General features: G+C 60.3%; 14 protein-coding genes. 4 read left to right on the top strand and 10 right to left on the bottom strand.

Annotated elements, in window-relative coordinates; translation table 11 throughout:
• The first annotated feature begins 64 nt into the window (after window positions 1-64).
• From VGG22_10510 to typA, 3 genes are read left to right on the top strand one after another with little or no spacing between them, the layout of a single operon-like run.
• Window positions 65-817 (top strand): hypothetical protein, encoded by a 753-nt coding sequence (locus tag VGG22_10510; GenBank protein ID HEY1728796.1) that lies wholly within the window; start codon window positions 65-67, stop codon window positions 815-817.
• Between the two features lie 15 nt (window positions 818-832).
• Window positions 833-1,408: a DNA-3-methyladenine glycosylase I gene (locus VGG22_10505; protein ID HEY1728795.1), complete on the top strand. Its 576-nt coding sequence runs from the start codon at window positions 833-835 to the stop codon at window positions 1,406-1,408.
• Window positions 1,398-3,224 (top strand): translational GTPase TypA, encoded by a 1,827-nt coding sequence (typA, locus tag VGG22_10500; GenBank protein HEY1728794.1) that lies wholly within the window; start codon window positions 1,398-1,400, stop codon window positions 3,222-3,224. The genes VGG22_10505 and typA overlap by 11 nt, the downstream gene beginning before the upstream one ends.
• On the opposite strand, the gene VGG22_10495 is transcribed toward typA, so the two are convergent.
• The 9 genes from VGG22_10495 to VGG22_10455 form a co-directional block, all read right to left on the bottom strand.
• Window positions 3,225-4,814 (bottom strand): DHA2 family efflux MFS transporter permease subunit, encoded by a 1,590-nt coding sequence (locus VGG22_10495; protein HEY1728793.1) that lies wholly within the window; start codon window positions 4,812-4,814, stop codon window positions 3,225-3,227.
• Between the two features lie 63 nt (window positions 4,815-4,877).
• Window positions 4,878-5,885 (bottom strand): TRAP transporter substrate-binding protein, encoded by a 1,008-nt coding sequence (locus VGG22_10490; protein ID HEY1728792.1) that lies wholly within the window; start codon window positions 5,883-5,885, stop codon window positions 4,878-4,880.
• A gap of 49 nt (window positions 5,886-5,934) precedes the next feature.
• Window positions 5,935-6,162, bottom strand: a complete 228-nt coding sequence (locus VGG22_10485; protein HEY1728791.1) for a hypothetical protein — start codon at window positions 6,160-6,162, stop codon at window positions 5,935-5,937.
• Window positions 6,163-6,277: 115 nt separating this feature from the next.
• Window positions 6,278-7,981, bottom strand: coding sequence for a biosynthetic-type acetolactate synthase large subunit (gene ilvB, locus VGG22_10480; protein HEY1728790.1), 1,704 nt, complete (start codon window positions 7,979-7,981; stop codon window positions 6,278-6,280).
• Window positions 7,982-8,173: 192 nt separating this feature from the next.
• Window positions 8,174-8,704 carry a protocatechuate 3,4-dioxygenase subunit alpha gene (pcaG, locus tag VGG22_10475; GenBank protein HEY1728789.1) on the bottom strand — a complete coding sequence of 177 codons (531 nt, stop codon included), beginning with the start codon at window positions 8,702-8,704 and terminating at the stop codon, window positions 8,174-8,176.
• 1 nt (window position 8,705) lies between these two features.
• On the bottom strand, window positions 8,706-9,374 hold the full coding sequence (gene pcaH / locus VGG22_10470; GenBank protein ID HEY1728788.1) for a protocatechuate 3,4-dioxygenase subunit beta: 669 nt from the start codon (window positions 9,372-9,374) through the stop codon (window positions 8,706-8,708).
• Window positions 9,374-10,366: an ABC transporter substrate-binding protein gene (locus VGG22_10465; GenBank protein ID HEY1728787.1), complete on the bottom strand. Its 993-nt coding sequence runs from the start codon at window positions 10,364-10,366 to the stop codon at window positions 9,374-9,376. The genes pcaH and VGG22_10465 overlap by 1 nt, the downstream gene beginning before the upstream one ends.
• Entirely contained in the window at window positions 10,363-11,178 is an 816-nt protein-coding gene (locus tag VGG22_10460) for an ABC transporter ATP-binding protein (protein HEY1728786.1), read from the bottom strand. The genes VGG22_10465 and VGG22_10460 overlap by 4 nt, the downstream gene beginning before the upstream one ends.
• Window positions 11,175-11,891, bottom strand: a complete 717-nt coding sequence (locus VGG22_10455; GenBank protein ID HEY1728785.1) for an ABC transporter permease — start codon at window positions 11,889-11,891, stop codon at window positions 11,175-11,177. The genes VGG22_10460 and VGG22_10455 overlap by 4 nt, the downstream gene beginning before the upstream one ends.
• Window positions 11,892-11,935: 44 nt before the next feature.
• On the opposite strand from VGG22_10455, the gene VGG22_10450 reads away from it, so the two are divergent.
• Window positions 11,936-13,072 (top strand): mandelate racemase/muconate lactonizing enzyme family protein, encoded by a 1,137-nt coding sequence (locus tag VGG22_10450; protein ID HEY1728784.1) that lies wholly within the window; start codon window positions 11,936-11,938, stop codon window positions 13,070-13,072.
• On the opposite strand, the gene clpB is transcribed toward VGG22_10450, so the two are convergent.
• Window positions 13,069-15,699, bottom strand: a complete 2,631-nt coding sequence (gene clpB, locus VGG22_10445) for an ATP-dependent chaperone ClpB (protein ID HEY1728783.1) — start codon at window positions 15,697-15,699, stop codon at window positions 13,069-13,071. The genes VGG22_10450 and clpB overlap by 4 nt on opposite strands.
• Window positions 15,700-15,712 lie beyond the last annotated feature (13 nt).

The raw sequence follows: 15,712 nt of genomic DNA, 5'->3' as shown, positions 1-15,712 counted from the left end.
GAGCGCTTTTAGGCTCGCTCGCTTTGCAGGTGGGCACTATGGCATGCCATAACCTGCGGTTTGAATGACGCTCAATCGGACCGTTTTACCAGCACTATTCGTCGCAGCCGCAATTGCCGGCGCGGTCATGACCGGCTGCCACAACAATTCGACGATTGCGGCGGCGACGCCGAGCCCGGTTCCGACCTGTGCGGGATGCACGGCGATTCCAACGGCGACTCCGGGCGGTCCGACTCCGACACCGTCCCCGACGCCGACGTCATATCAGCCGCTGGCAAATAACGATGTGTGGAATTACGCGTGCAACGCTTCAGTCACCGCGGCGAAGAACGTTACGACCGGTCCGATTTTGCAGGGCGTACAAACGCTTGCAGATACGTTGACCGTGACCGATCCGGGGCCGCCGGCCACCTACACGCTAACTGCCGATGAAGCCAATGACGGCCTCGGCAACACGTCCGTCTATCAGTGGGTGTTCGGTCCCACCACGACGACGCTGACGACGCCGGGTCTTGAATTCGGCACGAACGAGACGGTCGGACAAATGAGCACGTACTTGGCTCCGGGCGTCGGCAACTTCACGACAACGTTCGAAGGCGCGATCGCTCCGATTACGACGGGCGGCAACACGTATAGCAGCGTTGTCGAATTCAAGTCGGTTAACTCCAGCCCGATCGTATCGCTCTATGGTGAGATCGACACCAAGACGCAACTCGCGGTCGGACCTGTTGAGCTCGACTTCCCAGACTACACGACGCCACTCGTGTGTACGCTGACGGGACCGCCGACGATCAACTCGGTGCACAGACGGCCCTAGCGATTCGATAGCTCGATGCCGTCGCCGCGGATGCTCCATCCAAATGTGCCGGCAGAATATCTGAATATCATTTCGCGCGCTGTTTTTTCGGCCGGTTTGTCCTGGGCGTTCGTCGACGGTAAGTGGGACGGATTCGAGGCCGCCTTCGAAGGCTTCAATCCCACAAGAATCGCTGCGTACGACGATGCGGCGATCGACCGCTTAACCGCCGACCCCAGGCTGTATGCGAGCCGCAAGAAGATGGCCGCGACCGTCGAGAACGCGAAGGCGCTCGTTGCGATCGAGCGCGAGTTCGGAACGATTCGCGCTTGGCTCGAATCGTTCAAGACCTACGTCGAGGCGACGCGCGACGTCAGCAAGCGCTTCAAGTACCTAAGCAAGACGTTCGGCGCGTATTACTTTCTTTACATAAGCGGTGCGAGGACGCCGGATTTCCCGAGCTTCGAGCAGTGGTCCGAGCAGACGGGAGAGGCGCACCCACGCATGCGCGAGCTGGTCGCGGCCAACGAGGGCCGCGACGTAGGCGGCCCGAGAACCAAGAAAGCGCAACCTTCGAGCCGAAAAAGTAGTCCCAGAACCGGTGCCCACTAGAGCCGATATACGCAACGTCGCGATCATCGCGCACGTGGACCACGGCAAAACGACGCTTGTCGACGCAATGCTCAAACAAAGCGGTGTTTTCCGGGAAGGTCAACGCGTCGAGACGCGCGTGATGGATTCCAATCCGCTCGAACGCGAGCGCGGAATCACCATCCTCGCAAAAAATACCGCAATCCATTTCGGCGACGTCAAGCTCAACTTGGTCGATACGCCGGGCCATGCCGATTTTGGCGGCGAGGTGGAGCGCGTTTTGCAGATGGTGCAAGGCGTCTTGCTGCTCGTCGATGCGGCCGAGGGCGTCATGCCGCAGACCCGCTTCGTGCTGCGCAAAGCGCTCGAGTTGGATCTGCGCGCGATCGTGGTCATCAACAAGATCGATCGCAAAGACGCGCGCGCGCAAGAAGTGGTCAACGAAGTCTTCGATCTGTTCATCGGACTTGGTGCGACCGACGAGCAAGCTGAATTTCCGGTGATCTACACCAACGCCAAGTCCGGTGTCGCGCGTCGGAAACTCGAGGACGACAGCACCACTCTCGCCCCGCTCTTCGAGACGATCGTCAAAGCGATCCCGACGCCGCCCGCCGACGAGGGCCCGTTCCAAATGCTCGTCTCGGCGATCGACCACAATCCTTACGTCGGACGCATCGGTGTAGGCCGCGTGTTCCGCGGATCCGCGTCGGTGAACGCACCGGTTGCGAAAGTCGATCGGGATGGAACCGTCGAGGGCGGCCATCGTCTTACGAAGCTGCTGGCCTTTGCGGGACTCGAACGCATTGAGATTCCCGCTGCGGAGGCCGGCGACATCGTCGCCGTCAGCGGCATCGAAGGCATCAACATCGGCGACACGCTCGCCGACGCCGAGAACCCCGAGGCGATCGACGCGGTCGCGGTCGACGAACCGACCGTCGCGATGTTCTTCTCCGTCAACGCTTCGCCGTTCGTCGGTAAAGAGGGCCGTTATCTCACCTCGCGTCAGATTCGCGAGCGGCTGATGCGCGAGCTCGAAAGCAATGTCGCATTGCGGGTAAGCGAGACCGAATCCGCCGACACCTTTGAAGTGCGCGGACGCGGCGAGCTGCATCTGTCGATTTTGATCGAGACGATGCGCCGCGAAGGTTACGAGCTTGCGGTCAGCAAGCCAACCGTCATTCTTAGCGAGCGGCACGGCGTGCAGATGGAGCCCGTCGAGTGGGTGGTCATCGATGTCGCCGACGAACACGCGGGCCCTGTCATCGAAGCCCTCGGCAAACGTCGCGCCGAGATGAAAAACATGCTGGTGCTGGGTGATGTGCGGCGGCTCGAATACGTCATGCCGACGCGCGCAATCTTCGGGTTGCGCGGCGAATTGCTCACGCTCTCGCGCGGCACGGCAGTCATGTCGCACACCTACTACGAGCATCAACCTATCGGCGGCGAGATCCCCGGACGCAGCACCGGCGTGCTGGTCGCAAGCGAGACCGGAACCGCAACCGGCTATGCGCTCATGGGGCTCGAGCAACGCGGCCGCTTCTTCATCGGCCCAGGCGAAGCAATCTACGAAGGCATGATCGTCGGGCGCGCAACCGACGAACACGACGTCGCGATCAATGTCGTGCGCGCAAAGAAGCTCACGAACATGCGGGCAGCCGGCTCGGATGAAAACGTCAAGCTGGCGCCGCCGGATGAGTTGACCCTCGAGCGCGCGATCGAGTTCATCGAAGACGACGAGCTCGTCGAGGTTACGCCGAAATCGATTCGCTTGCGCAAGCGCATGCTCGACGAAACCGATCGCCTCCGCGCGCGGAAGCGCGAACAAAAAGCAGTTTAGCTAGTCGGCTGCCGTCGGTGCGGGAGCGCTGGCGGCACCCCTCGGAGGCGGACGCAAGAGAAACAGCGTCGGCAGCGAGAGGAAGAACAGAATCGCTGAGAAGCGGAACAAGAAATCATACGCGATCACGGTCGCGTTTAATTGCACCATCCCATTGAGCTGCTGGAGCGCCTGATGATGCGTCGCCGGATTACTCAAGTAATCGCGGACCATCGGTGAAGCCAGCGTCACGCCTGACGCGAGTACACTCTGCGCCATGTCGGTTTGACGCTCGAGGAGCGTCGCAAGAATCGCGATCCCGAGGCTGCCTCCGATCTGACGGATGAGCGTGAAGAGGCCGCTGGCGTTCGGAATCTCGTGACGCGGCAGTCCGGAAAGCGTGAGCGTCGTGAGCGGCACGAACAGAAACCCGAGTGCAAACCCTTGAAACGCACGGGGCCAGAAGATATCCCAATATCCGGCGTACTGATCCAGACCGCCCATCCACCAGGACGCCAGACCGAAAACGAGGATACCGCCGCCGATGATCGGACGCGGATCGAATTTCGAAACCAGTCTCCCTGCAATCGGCATGGAAATCGCCGTTGCCAGCGCGCCGGGGAGCAGCGCAAGTCCGGCTTGCAAGGCGCTAAACCCGAGCACACTCTGAAAGAACAGTGGCAAGACCAAGTTCAAACCGAAAAGACCGAAGCCGCTCACGACGCCGATGACGTTACCGGCGCTGAAGTTGATGAAACGAAAGACGGAAAGATCGACGACGGGGTTGCTGATGCGCAGCTGTCGCACGACGAAGTACACGAGTGCGAGAATGGACGTCGCCGACAAGATCACAATCGTCGCAGAGCTGAACCAATCTTCGCGTTGACCACGCTCGAGTACGTACTGGATCGCGGCCAAACCGTACGTCATGCAGACGAGGCCCGTCCAATCGATGCCGCCCTTCGGCTTTTCAATATAGTGCGGATCGCGAACGAACAAAAACGTCATCACGAATGCGACGATGCCGATTGGAACGTTAATGAAAAAGATCATCGGCCAATTCCAATTGTCGACGATATAGCCGCCGAGCACCGGACCGATCGCAGGGCCGACCATTGCACCCAAACCGAAAATCGCCATTGCGTTACCGCGCTTCTCGGGCGGGTATGATTCGAAAAGAATCGATTGCGCCGTCGGCTGCAACGCGCCGCCGCCGATGCCCTGAAGAATGCGGAAGACGATCAGCATCCACAAACTCCCCGCGATCCCGCAGAGAAAGGACGAGATCGTGAACGCCGCTACACAGAACGCGTAAAACTTCTGGCGCCCAAACATCGCGGTCAGCCAACCGTTGAGCGGCATGATGACGACGGCCGCCAAAATGTAGGCGGTGACGACCCACGCGATTTCGTCGGTCGTCGCTCCCAGATTTCCGGCCATCGTCTGCAACGCGACGTTGACGATCGTAAGATCGATGATCGCCATGATCATGCCGAGCATGACCGTGATGGTGACGAGGACAACCGGCGGGTTTTCGACGTTGAGCAGCGCGCGAAACCGATCGCTTGCGCCGCCGAACCCCCGGCCGAGTGTACCTAGTCCTGAAGCCACCTGGAGTTATTTACCCTAACGATGCTCGCTGCCCCTCGACTTCGCTCGGGGTGACAAGCGCGACTACGCGAGGGTTCCGGTATATTTCTCCAACGCGTCCCAAGCAGTAGGACCGAATTTCGCCTTCCATGTGGCGTAGTACGGTCCCAGCTTTGCTTTGAACGTCGCATCGTCGCACTGAAATTCTTGCATACCTTGTGTTTTGAGTTTGCCCCGAAGCGAAAGGTCCAAGGCGGCAAAATCCTGACGCTGCAGCGTCGCATACTTTGCCATGTTGCGCGTCACGACGCCCTGAATATCTTTGCCGAGCGCGTCCCACGCATCTTTGTTCCCGATCATCCACCAGCACGACCAAGCGTGCCCCGAGAAGTTCAGCGTCTTCTGCACTTCGTACAGTTTGCTTTGCTCGATGTTGATCAGTGCATTTTCTTCAGCTTCGACGATGTGCGTCTGCAGCGCGCTGTACAGCTCGCTGACGTTGATCGGCGTCGGCGATGCACCCAGCGTCTTCCACATGTCGACGAAGATCGCACTTGCAGGCACGCGAATCTTCAAGCCGTCGACGTCGGCGGCGGTGTGAATCGGCTTGTTGGCGGTAATGTGCCGCATTCCGTTATCGAACGGTTTGGGCAAACACACCATGCCCTTGGCAGCGATTGAGTCCATGACGAACTCACCGAGCTTGCCGTCCATCGCGCGGAAGGCCGTCGCGGTATCTTTGAATGCGAACGCGACTCCATCGATTGCGGCTTCGGGTACGACGCCTTGCAAAAGCGCGCCGGGCTCGGTAAGGAATTGCAGCGCGCCGCTGCGCAGTTGCGTAATCATTTGTGAGTCGCCGCCAAGCACGCTGTTCGGGAACGTGTCGACGTGCAAAGCACCGTTCGTCTCGCGTTCGACGGCCTGCCACATCTCTTCCGCGCGGCGTGTGACCGGCGAGATGTCGGTTTGGTCGTTACCGTATTTGTAATTGAACCTCGCGGCAGCCGGCGATTTGATGATCGCAATGCTGCTGAATGTCGCGGCAGCCGCTGCGCCCGCGGAAAATTGACGACGCGAGACGGATTTCATGCTTTCGGAACCCCTTCTTCTTAAACGCCCAAGAAGGTCCGACTTTGCGCTAAACCGTGCAAAACCTCGCCTGAGCGCGTTCGTCGCTCAGCATCCGCGAAAGCTGTCCGCTCAGGCGCCGCAGCTGTTGGTCATCGCCCGAAAACGACGCGGTGATGCGCGCGCCGCCCTCATCCTGCGCCATCTCGCAACGCTCGACCGTGCAACCGATGCGCGCTGCGAGATTGATCACGCGCGCAAGCACGCGCCCATCATCGGCTTCGATCTCTACAGTCATAACGGTGCTCCGCTCCAAGCTACGCACCCCCCATGCATTGCATGGGGCCACCAAGCTTCAGGACCCATCATCATTGCGAAAATGTAATCATGCCCCGAGGGGGCCCTTAACAACATCATGCTTTGAGGGGCTCCGCTTCGATGAGCTCGTCGAGTGCCGCACCTGCCGGGATCATCGGCCAGACGTTCTCATGCGGATAGCACGCGGCGTGCAACAGCATCGGGCCTTCGCTCGCGAAGAGCTCGTCGAGCGCGCCATCGAGATCTTCCAGCCGCTCGACGATGCGACCCGGTACTCCGCAGGCCTTTGCAATCATCACAAAATCCGGATTATCGGACAGGTCGGTCGCGCTGTAGCGTTTGTCGTAGAACAGATGCTGCCACTGACGCACCATACCGAGGCGCTGGTTGTCGATCAACAATATCTTGATCGGTGCGCCGGCGCGATTGATCGTCGTGAGCTCGTTCATCGTCATCTGAAATCCACCGTCGCCGACGATCGCAACGACCGTCGCATCCGGATTTGCCATCTTCGCGCCGATCGCCGAGGGCAAACCGAAACCCATCGCCCCGAGCCCGGCCGACGTGACGAAGCGCGTTGGTCCGTCCGAGTTGGCGCGTTGAGCCGCCCACATTTGATGTTGGCCGACGTCGGTCGTAACGATCGTATTGCGTGGAGTCTTCGCGAAGAACATGTCGAGGACGCTCGTCGCCGAAAGATGACCGTCTTCCGCGCGATCGACCGGCAACGGACTCGAGAATGTTTCGAGCTCGCCAAGCCACTTCGCGTACGAGCGCGGTGGCGAGCGGCGCATTGCGTTTACGAGCGCAGGCAGTGTTGCACCCAGACAGCCGCGAACGCCGACCGTCGGATCGACGACTTTTCCGAACTCGCTGCCGTCGATGTCGAAATGAATGATCTCGGCTTGCTGCGCAAACTTATCAACGCGCCCCGTGACGCGATCGTCGAATCGCATACCGAGCGAAAGCACGACGTCGCACGCATTGACGGCGCGGTTGGCGCGTTTGGTTCCGTGCATGCCGAGCATCCCGAGGAACTTCGGATCGCTGGGCTCGGCACAGCCGAGCGCATTGATGGTCGCGGTGTGCGGTGCGCCGAGCAAACGCAGCAGCTCGCGAAATGCACCGGTCGCGCCACCAAATTTTACTCCACCACCGGCGATGACGAGCGGGCGGCGCGCAGATGCGAGCAGTTGCGCGGCAGCCTCGATCGCTCTTTCGTCAAACGCCGGTAGTGGAGTGGCGTCTGCAACCGGCACCCACACCGGCTGCACGCGCGTCTTGGTTTTGAGAACATCAGTCGGAATGTCGACGAGCACGGCGCCCGGTCGCGGTCCGCGCGCAAGCGCGAAAGCGTCGCGAACCGTTTGATAGATGTCGTCGACGTTGCGCACGAGGAACGCACGCTTCGTTGCCGGCTGCGCCATCGAGGTGACGTCAGCTTCCTGAAATCCGTCGCTGCCCATCAGCTGACTGCGGACTTGTCCCGTGATCGCGACGACCGGAACGGAATCCATGTTCGCGTCCAGCAACCCGGTGAGGAGATTGGTTGCGCCCGGTCCGGACGTCGCGATCGCCACACCGACGCGGCCCGACGAGCGTGCATACCCGCCGGCTGCAAATGCCGCGCCTTGTTCGTGACGTACGAGGATGTGCCGCATGCGACGCTCAGAGAAGAGCGCGTCGTAGACCGGCATGATCGTACCGCCGGGATATCCGAAGACGACGTCAACGCCTTCGTCGGCGAGAGCGTCCAGTACGAGTTGCGATCCGGTTCTTTCCGTGGCTGCGGCGGACATAAAACTCCCCAGAGAAAAAATCAAAAACCCCCGCCGGGACCGGCTAGGGGCTTGTGTGTTTTGGGCTACCAGCTACCTTACACGCGCCAACCTCAACCGATCCCGACGGGACGGCTAATAAGGACGACGAGAATAAGGGACTGGGCCGAAATCATAAGGTCTTCCGACCTTAACAGGCTGCCTGCGCCCCTGTCAACCCGTCGGGGGCTCGAAGAACACCGTTTCGCCCTCTCCCTGCAGCTTGATATCGAAGCGATACCGCCCGTCCCCATCGGCCTTGGCGAGCATCGTCGAGCGGCGCCCCTCGGGGACGGCCGCAAGGATCGCATCCTTCGCATTTTCGCCTGCGCGATCGGCAAAATAGATGCGCGTAACCAGCCGTTTGAGCAAGCCGCGCGCGAACACGCTCACGTTGATATGCGGCGCTTGTCCGTCAACCGCGCCCGGCACGACGGTCGTGAATGTAAAATCTCCGTTTTCGGCGGTGCACACGCGACCGAAGCCGCTGACCTCGCCGTCGGCATATCGTCCATTCGAATCGGCTTGCCATAGCTCGAGCATGGCGTCAAACACGCCGGCACCGTCACGATCGAGAACGCGACCCGAGATCTGGACCGGCTTCCCTTTTAAGTGCGCGGTGAGATCTTCCCAATCCGGGCGATGGAGCGCACCGCGAAAGAACGGTCCGGCAGTCTGCGACGCGGTCGGAATGAACTCGGGCACGTCAGTTATCGCGGGGTGTCGCATCGCGCCCGTTGAGCACGATGTCAAAGCGATAGCCGAGCGCAAAACCTTCTTCACTGAGCGCGTCGTGGTCGAACCGTGCGACCAGCCGTTCGCGCGCGCCCAGGTCCGGAATGCTGTTGAGCACCGGATCGATCGGGATGAGCGGGTCGCCGGGAAAGTACATTTGCGTGATGATCCGCGAGCCGAAACCCGGGCCGAAAACCGAAAAGTGCACGTGTGAAGGACGCCATGCATTCGGATGATTCTGCCAGGGATACGGTCCCGGCTTGATCGTGATGAAACGGAACGCGCCGGCATCGTCGGTGAGCGCGTAGCCCTTGCCGATGAAGTGCGGATCGAGCGGAGCCGCATGTTGATCCGCATCGTGCCGGTAGCGCCCGGCCGCATTCGCTTGCCAGACTTCGACTAGCGTCCGCCGCAGCGGCGCGCCACGATCGTCGAGCACACGTCCCGCAACGATGATGCGTTCGCCTTGCGCTTCACCACCGAGCGCCTGCGTGAGATCGGTCAGCGGCCGGCCGATCGATTTCTCATCGAACCCGGGACCTGTGATTTCCGATGCGGTATGCGGAAATTTTAAGAGCGGCTGTTTAGGCGCGCGCTTTTCCGTGCTGCGGTAGCCCGGATGATCGTAGGGCGGCTGCATCAGGTACTTGAAAGAAACAGACTCGGATCGAAGTACTGTGCCGCCGGTGTCGGATTCTGCATTGCGCCGAGCGCGACGTAGACATCGGTGACATGCTGCAGCCACTTCGTTACGGTTCCGTCTTTGTAGCGTGCGGCCCAGTCTTTGGCCGCGAACACCTTCTCGGCCTTATACATCGTCTCAAGCTGCGCGCTTGGTATGCCGTCGTACTGCTTGCCGATCGTCGCGAGCGAGCGTTCCGGATCTTTGATCAGCGTATCGTTGGCAACGATCCAGCCGTGAACGAAGCGGCGCAGCAAATCTTTGTTCGCGCCATAATAGTCGTCGCGGGTTGCCCACCCGTCGACGATCGCCGCCTGCGGATAATATTTTGACGCATCGACCAGCATCTTCGCGCCGGGCACCTGCTGCTCGACTTGGAGATTAAAGGGAACCCACAGCGCGACGGCCGGCACGGCACCTGCGATGAAGGCAGTGACGGCTTGCGGCATCGGCTGGTTGACGACTTCCACGTCTTTTGCGATATCGAGACCGTTTGCACGCAACGCCTCGTAGAGAAAGACGTTGGCGGTGGTACCCGCGGTCGTCGCGATCTTCTTGCCTTTCAAGTCCGCGAACGATTTGATGCCGCTGTCCGGACGCGCCCACAACTGCGCCGTCGCCCACTCGACGTCATTGATCAAGAAGACCTTGCCCTGGCCCCGTGCGGGAAAGTTCGAGATCACGGCACCGGTCGAAAGCACGTCGATGCTGCCGCCGACAAGCGCTTGAAATAACCCGATGCCTGTATCGAAGCGTGTGAGCTGCAGATCGATGCCTTCACGTTGCCACGAGCCGAGCGACTGCGCGAGCCACATCTGGCCATCAACGGCGAGCGTGTGCAAGTAGCCGACTCGAACCGATGTTGCGGCGCGGGCCGGTACCGAAAAATACACCGAGGCAGAGCCTGCGGCGAGCAAGCTCAGCGCCGAACGACGGGCAAGTTTCTTCATGTATTCCCCTCTTTGGCTAATGTTGCGGTTTGGCGTTGTTGCGCCGCATACTCGCTCATCACGACCGATTCCAGCTCGGCAACCAGAGCTTGAAATTCAGTAGCGTGCCGAAGCGTGTCGTTTCGAGGATATGCGAACGGGACCTCGAGAACGCGGCGGATGCGCGTTGGACGCGCAGTCACGGCGATTACGCGTGACGATAGGTAAAGCGCTTCCTCAACAGAGTGCGTGACGAAGAGAATCGTCTTCCCTTCGCGTGCTTGTAGGTCGAGAAGCAGATCTTGCATGGCGTACCGCGTTTGCGCATCGAGCGCTCCGAAGGGTTCGTCCATGAGCAGAAACTGCGGTCGAACGGCGTAGCTACGCGCCAATGCGACGCGCTGCTTCATCCCACCCGACAACGCCTTGGGATATGCGTCGCGAAAATCGCGCAGGCCCATCACGTCGAGATAACGGTCTGCGATCGCAGCGCGTTCGCCCGGCGCGACAAAATTCGCGCCCAGCTTGAGTCCGAAAACGATGTTGTCGCGGACGCTTAGCCACGGGAAGACGCCATAGTCTTGAAAGACGAAGCCCCGGTCGGAGCCGGGCCCGGCGATCGGTGCGCCATCCAAAAGCACGCGGCCCGTCGTCGGCATCACGAAGCCGCCTATCATGTTGAGAAGCGTCGTCTTTCCACAGCCCGAGGGTCCCACGATCGAGATGAACTCCCCGTCGGCGATCTGCAGATCGACGTCATCGACGGCCGCGACATGACGTGGACCCTCATCGAACGTTTTCGAGACATGCTCGAGAATCAAGCGGACGGTCATGTGGCGATGCGCTCTTGCCATGCGAGAAGGCGGCGCGAGATCGCACGCAAGGCGGCATCCATCAGGAGCGCGACGAGGCCGATGCAAATGATGCCGGCATAGATCACTTTGATCTGAAAGTAGTTGGATGCGTTCTGAATCACCGCGCCAAGCCCGCGTTGAGCAGCAACGAGCTCGGAAGCGACGAGCGTCGCCCAGGTGACACCCAGAGCGACACGTAGTGCAGTTAGCACATGCGGTATCGAAAGCGGGATGATGACGTAGCGAAATATTTCCGCGTCACGAGCGCCCAGCGTGCGCGATACTCGGACGAAAAGCGGATTGAGCTGCGCGATCCCTTCGTACATTACGATAACGCCCGAGAAGAACGCCGCATAGAAAAGGATGATTACCTTCGCCGGCTCGCCGATTCCAAAATAAACGATGACAAGCGGAATCAGCGCGATCGGTGGAAGTGCACGGAAGAAATTGATGACGGGATCGAAAAGACGGCCGACGGGGTGATACCAACCCAGCAAGAAGCCGACAGGAACCGCGAGGATGATGCCGAGGACCAGACCTGCCAGCACGCGTGCCGACGAAATCAGCACGTCGAACCACAAGCCCTTGGTGGCAAAGAGCGTAATGAGCGTCGTTGCGACTTCGTCGGGCGCGGGAATCAGGCCGGGACGCACGACTCCCGACATTCGCAGGGCGTACCAAAGAACGATCAAGCCTACCCAGGGGAGCAGCCAAACACCAAAGCGCGACATAGCTTATGGCGAAGCTGCGTGAGTTACGTGCGCTCGTCCTTCGAGCGCCGATAGAAGCTCCGGTTCGCACGTCGTTCGGCGTGATGAATGATCGTCCGATGCTCGTCGTACGTCTCAAAGACATCGACGGAGTTATGGGCTGGGGTGAAATCTGGTGCAATTTTCCCTCGGTCGGCGCCGAGCATCGCGCACGTCTCCTCGATTCGGTCTTTTCCGGGCTGCTGAACGGCGCAGACGCCGGAGATCCGGCCGCGCTCTTCGAGATGCTCACCGCGCGCACGCGCGTGCTCGCCATTCAATCGGGTGAAGCGGGACCGATCGCGCAATGCATCTCGGGGATCGACGTCGCGCTTTGGGATCTCAAGGCGCGCAAAGAACGCAAACCGCTCTATAAACTCCTCGGTGGTGCTGAGCCGGCAATTCGCGTCTATGCAAGCGGTCTCAATCCCGATAAGCCCGAGGTGTTGGCCCGGAAGATGTTTGACGCCGGCTACCGCGCGTTCAAGCTCAAGGTAGCCTTCGGCCTCGAGCGAGACTCAGCGAACCTTCGCGCGATTCGGACCACCGTCGGAAGTTCGTGCGCTTTGATGGCGGATGCGAATCAAGGTTGGAATCTGGCTGAGGCGTCGGATGCCGTCCGAGCACTCGCGGAGTTCGAGCTCGAATGGCTCGAGGAGCCGCTGCGCGCCGATGCACCACGCCAGGAATGGGAAACTCTTGCGCAGCGTACCGAAACTCCACTCGCGCTCGGCGAGAATCTAACTTCCCGTTCCGCGTTTGATGAAGCCATCGGCGGCACTAGCGCGGCGGTGATTCAACCCGATGTCAGCAAGTGGGGAGGCCTCTCCGCATGCCTACCGATTGCAATCCAAGCGCGGCGCGCGGGCAAGCGCTTTTGCCCGCACTTTCTCGGCGGAGCAATCGGACTCGCCGCGTCTGCGCATTTCCTTGCAGCGGTTGGTGGCGACGGCCGGCTCGAAATCGATGCGAATCCTAATCCGCTTCGAACGATCTTCTCCGGACCGCTCGATACAATCGTCGACGGAACTGCCGTTCTCGACGACCGTCCCGGACTATCGCTCGAACCGGATTTCGACGCGCTGGCGCATTACCGAACGCTCGAGGTCAGCGCGAAGCTCTAGGCGCGAACGATTTCCGCGACAGTCGTCGGGATGACCATAAAGGTTAGGTCTCCGCGATTCTCGTCGAACCCAACGCTCACGCTTTGCCCGTCGCGTATTTCGCCTGCCAGAATCTTCCGGCCGAGTGGCGTCTCCAGCTCTTTTTGAATCGTCCGCTTGAGCGGACGCGCACCGTAGGCCGGATCGTATCCGACTTTGACGAGATGCCGCTTCGCCGCATCGGAGACTTCGAGCTTGATGCGCCGGTCGTCCAAACGCTTCTGCACGCGCACGATCTGAATGTCGACGATCGTCTTGAGCTCGTCTTCTGTCAGCGCGTGGAACACCACGGTCTCATCGACGCGATTGAGAAACTCCGGACGAAAGTGCTGACGCAATTCATCCAGCACGGTTGCGCGCATGACTGCATACGCGGCATCGTCGACCCCGCCGTGATAATCGAGAATGCGATGGCTTCCGATATTCGAGGTCATGATCAGAATCGTGTTGCGGAAATCGACCAGCCGGCCTTGCCCGTCCGTGAGACGGCCTTCGTCCAAAATCTGCAAGAAGACATTGAAGACGTCCGCGTGCGCTTTTTCGATCTCGTCGAAGAGCACGACCGAGAACGGCTTGCGCCGCACGGCTTCGGTTAACTGTCCACCCTCGTCGTAACCGACATAACCCGGCGGCGCACCGATCATACGTGCGACCGAATGACGCTCGCCGTACTCCGACATGTCGATGCGAACCATCGAGCGTTCGTCATCAAATAAATACTCAGCTAGGGCACGTGCAAGCTCGGTTTTTCCGACCCCGGTCGGTCCGAGGAAGATGAACGAGCCGATCGGGCGATTCGGATCTGAAAGACCGGAGCGCGCACGAACGATCGCTTCCGCAACGGCAGTGACCGCTTCGTCTTGACCGATGACGCGCTTGTGCAGCTCTTCATCGAGCTTGAGCAGCTTTTGAATCTCGCCCTCGAGCAGCTTGCTCACCGGAATTCCGGTCCACTTGCTGACGATCTCGGCGATGTCTTCTTCGTCGACTTCTTCTTTGAGTAGGCGCGGCTTACCGTCGAGCGTGCTTTCCTCGCTCTTCAGCTGCTTCTCGAGCGACGCCAACGTCCCATATCGAAGCTCTGCCGCCTTGTTCAGATCGTAGGCGCGTTCGGCTTGCTCGATCTCACGCTTGGCAACGTCGATTCGTTCGCGCAGCTCGCGTAGCTTGACGACTTGGGTCTTCTCATTGTTCCAATGCGCGCGCATCTCGTCGCCTTCGGCGCGGAGCGCAGCGATCTCGGTTTCTATCTTCCCAAGACGCGCTTTACTTCCGTCGTCCGTTTCGCGTTTGAGCGCCTCACGTTCGATCTCGAGCTGCATCTGGCGGCGCGAAATCTCATCGATCTCTTGCGGCAGCGAATCAATCTCGGTGCGCAGCTTGGCTGCGGATTCATCGACGAGATCGATTGCCTTATCCGGCAAGAAGCGGTCGGAGATGTAGCGATTCGAAAGAATCGCGGCTGCAACCAGAGCGGAATCCTTGATGCGCACGCCGTGGTGCACTTCGTAACGTTCCTTGAGTCCGCGCAAGATCGAGATTGTATCGTCAACCGAGGGTTGATCGACCATCACCATCTGGAATCGCCGTTCGAGCGCAGCGTCCTTTTCGATGTACTTGCGGTACTCGTCGAGCGTCGTGGCGCCGATCATGTGCAGCTCGCCGCGCGCCAGCATCGGCTTGAGCAGATTGCCGGCGTCCATCGAGCCCTCGGCTTTGCCGGCGCCAACGACCGTGTGCAGCTCGTCGATGAACGGAACGACCTGGCCGTTCGCGCTCGTGATTTCTTTGAGAACTGCTTTGAGGCGCTCTTCGAATTCGCCACGATACTTTGCGCCGGCGATAAGCGAGCCCATATCGATCGTGATGATCTTCTTGTCTTTGAGCCCTTCGGGGACGTCGCCGCGTATGATGCGCTGTGCGAGTCCCTCGACGATCGCCGTTTTGCCCACACCCGGCTCGCCGATCAGTACCGGATTGTTTTTCGTCCGGCGCGAGAGAACTTGAACGACGCGACGGATCTCATCGTCGCGTCCGATAACAGGATCGAGCTTCCCCTGCGCTGCGGCCTTCGTGAGATCGCGACCGTAGCGCTCGAGGGTCTGATATGTGCCCTCAGGGTTTTGCGTGGTAACACGCTGGTTGCCGCGAATCGTACGCAAAGCGACGAGCAGCTTGTCGCGCGTTACGCCGGCATCACGGAGCACTTTTGCAGCGTCCGTGTTTGCATCGACCAATGCCAGGAGCAAGTGCTCGACGGAGGTGTACTCGTCGCCGAGCTGCTTGGCTTCGGATTCCGCCTGCGTGAACACACGCGGAATCGCTGGCGCGACCGTAACCTGGGCGTTGTCGGCGTTGGAGCCGGACAACCGGGGCAGACGACCAATCGCGGCATCGACGGCGCGCCGGAGCGCGGCTACGTCGACGTTAGCCTTCTCGAGGATCGCCGGAGCGACGCCCTCGTCTTGGTCGAGTAAGGCTGCGAGCAGATGCTCGGGGGTTGTCTGCGGGTTGTGTTCCGCCAGCGCCCTGGTGTACGCCGAGTTCAGCGCTTCCTGGACGCGTTGGGTCATGCGGTCTGCGTTCATGTTATCACTCTCC

Source organism: Candidatus Baltobacteraceae bacterium, from assembly GCA_036489885.1.
Taxonomy (GTDB): domain Bacteria; phylum Vulcanimicrobiota; class Vulcanimicrobiia; order Vulcanimicrobiales; family Vulcanimicrobiaceae; genus JAFAMS01.
The sequence above is the reverse complement of the archived record's forward strand: the minus strand, read 5'-3'. Positions and strand labels throughout refer to the sequence as shown.

Coding starts and splice junctions, on each gene's coding strand:
- VGG22_10510 (HEY1728796.1), top strand. CDS start 65: ATGACGCTCAATCGGACCGTTTTACCAGCACTATTCGTCGCAGCCGCA.
- VGG22_10505 (HEY1728795.1), top strand. CDS start 833: ATGCCGTCGCCGCGGATGCTCCATCCAAATGTGCCGGCAGAATATCTG.
- VGG22_10490 (HEY1728792.1), bottom strand. CDS start 5,885: ATGAAATCCGTCTCGCGTCGTCAATTTTCCGCGGGCGCAGCGGCTGCC.
- VGG22_10485 (HEY1728791.1), bottom strand. CDS start 6,162: ATGACTGTAGAGATCGAAGCCGATGATGGGCGCGTGCTTGCGCGCGTG.
- ilvB (HEY1728790.1), bottom strand. CDS start 7,981: ATGTCCGCCGCAGCCACGGAAAGAACCGGATCGCAACTCGTACTGGAC.
- pcaH (HEY1728788.1), bottom strand. CDS start 9,374: ATGCAGCCGCCCTACGATCATCCGGGCTACCGCAGCACGGAAAAGCGC.
- VGG22_10465 (HEY1728787.1), bottom strand. CDS start 10,366: ATGAAGAAACTTGCCCGTCGTTCGGCGCTGAGCTTGCTCGCCGCAGGC.
- VGG22_10460 (HEY1728786.1), bottom strand. CDS start 11,178: ATGACCGTCCGCTTGATTCTCGAGCATGTCTCGAAAACGTTCGATGAG.
- VGG22_10450 (HEY1728784.1), top strand. CDS start 11,936: ATGGCGAAGCTGCGTGAGTTACGTGCGCTCGTCCTTCGAGCGCCGATA.
- clpB (HEY1728783.1), bottom strand. CDS start 15,699: ATGAACGCAGACCGCATGACCCAACGCGTCCAGGAAGCGCTGAACTCG.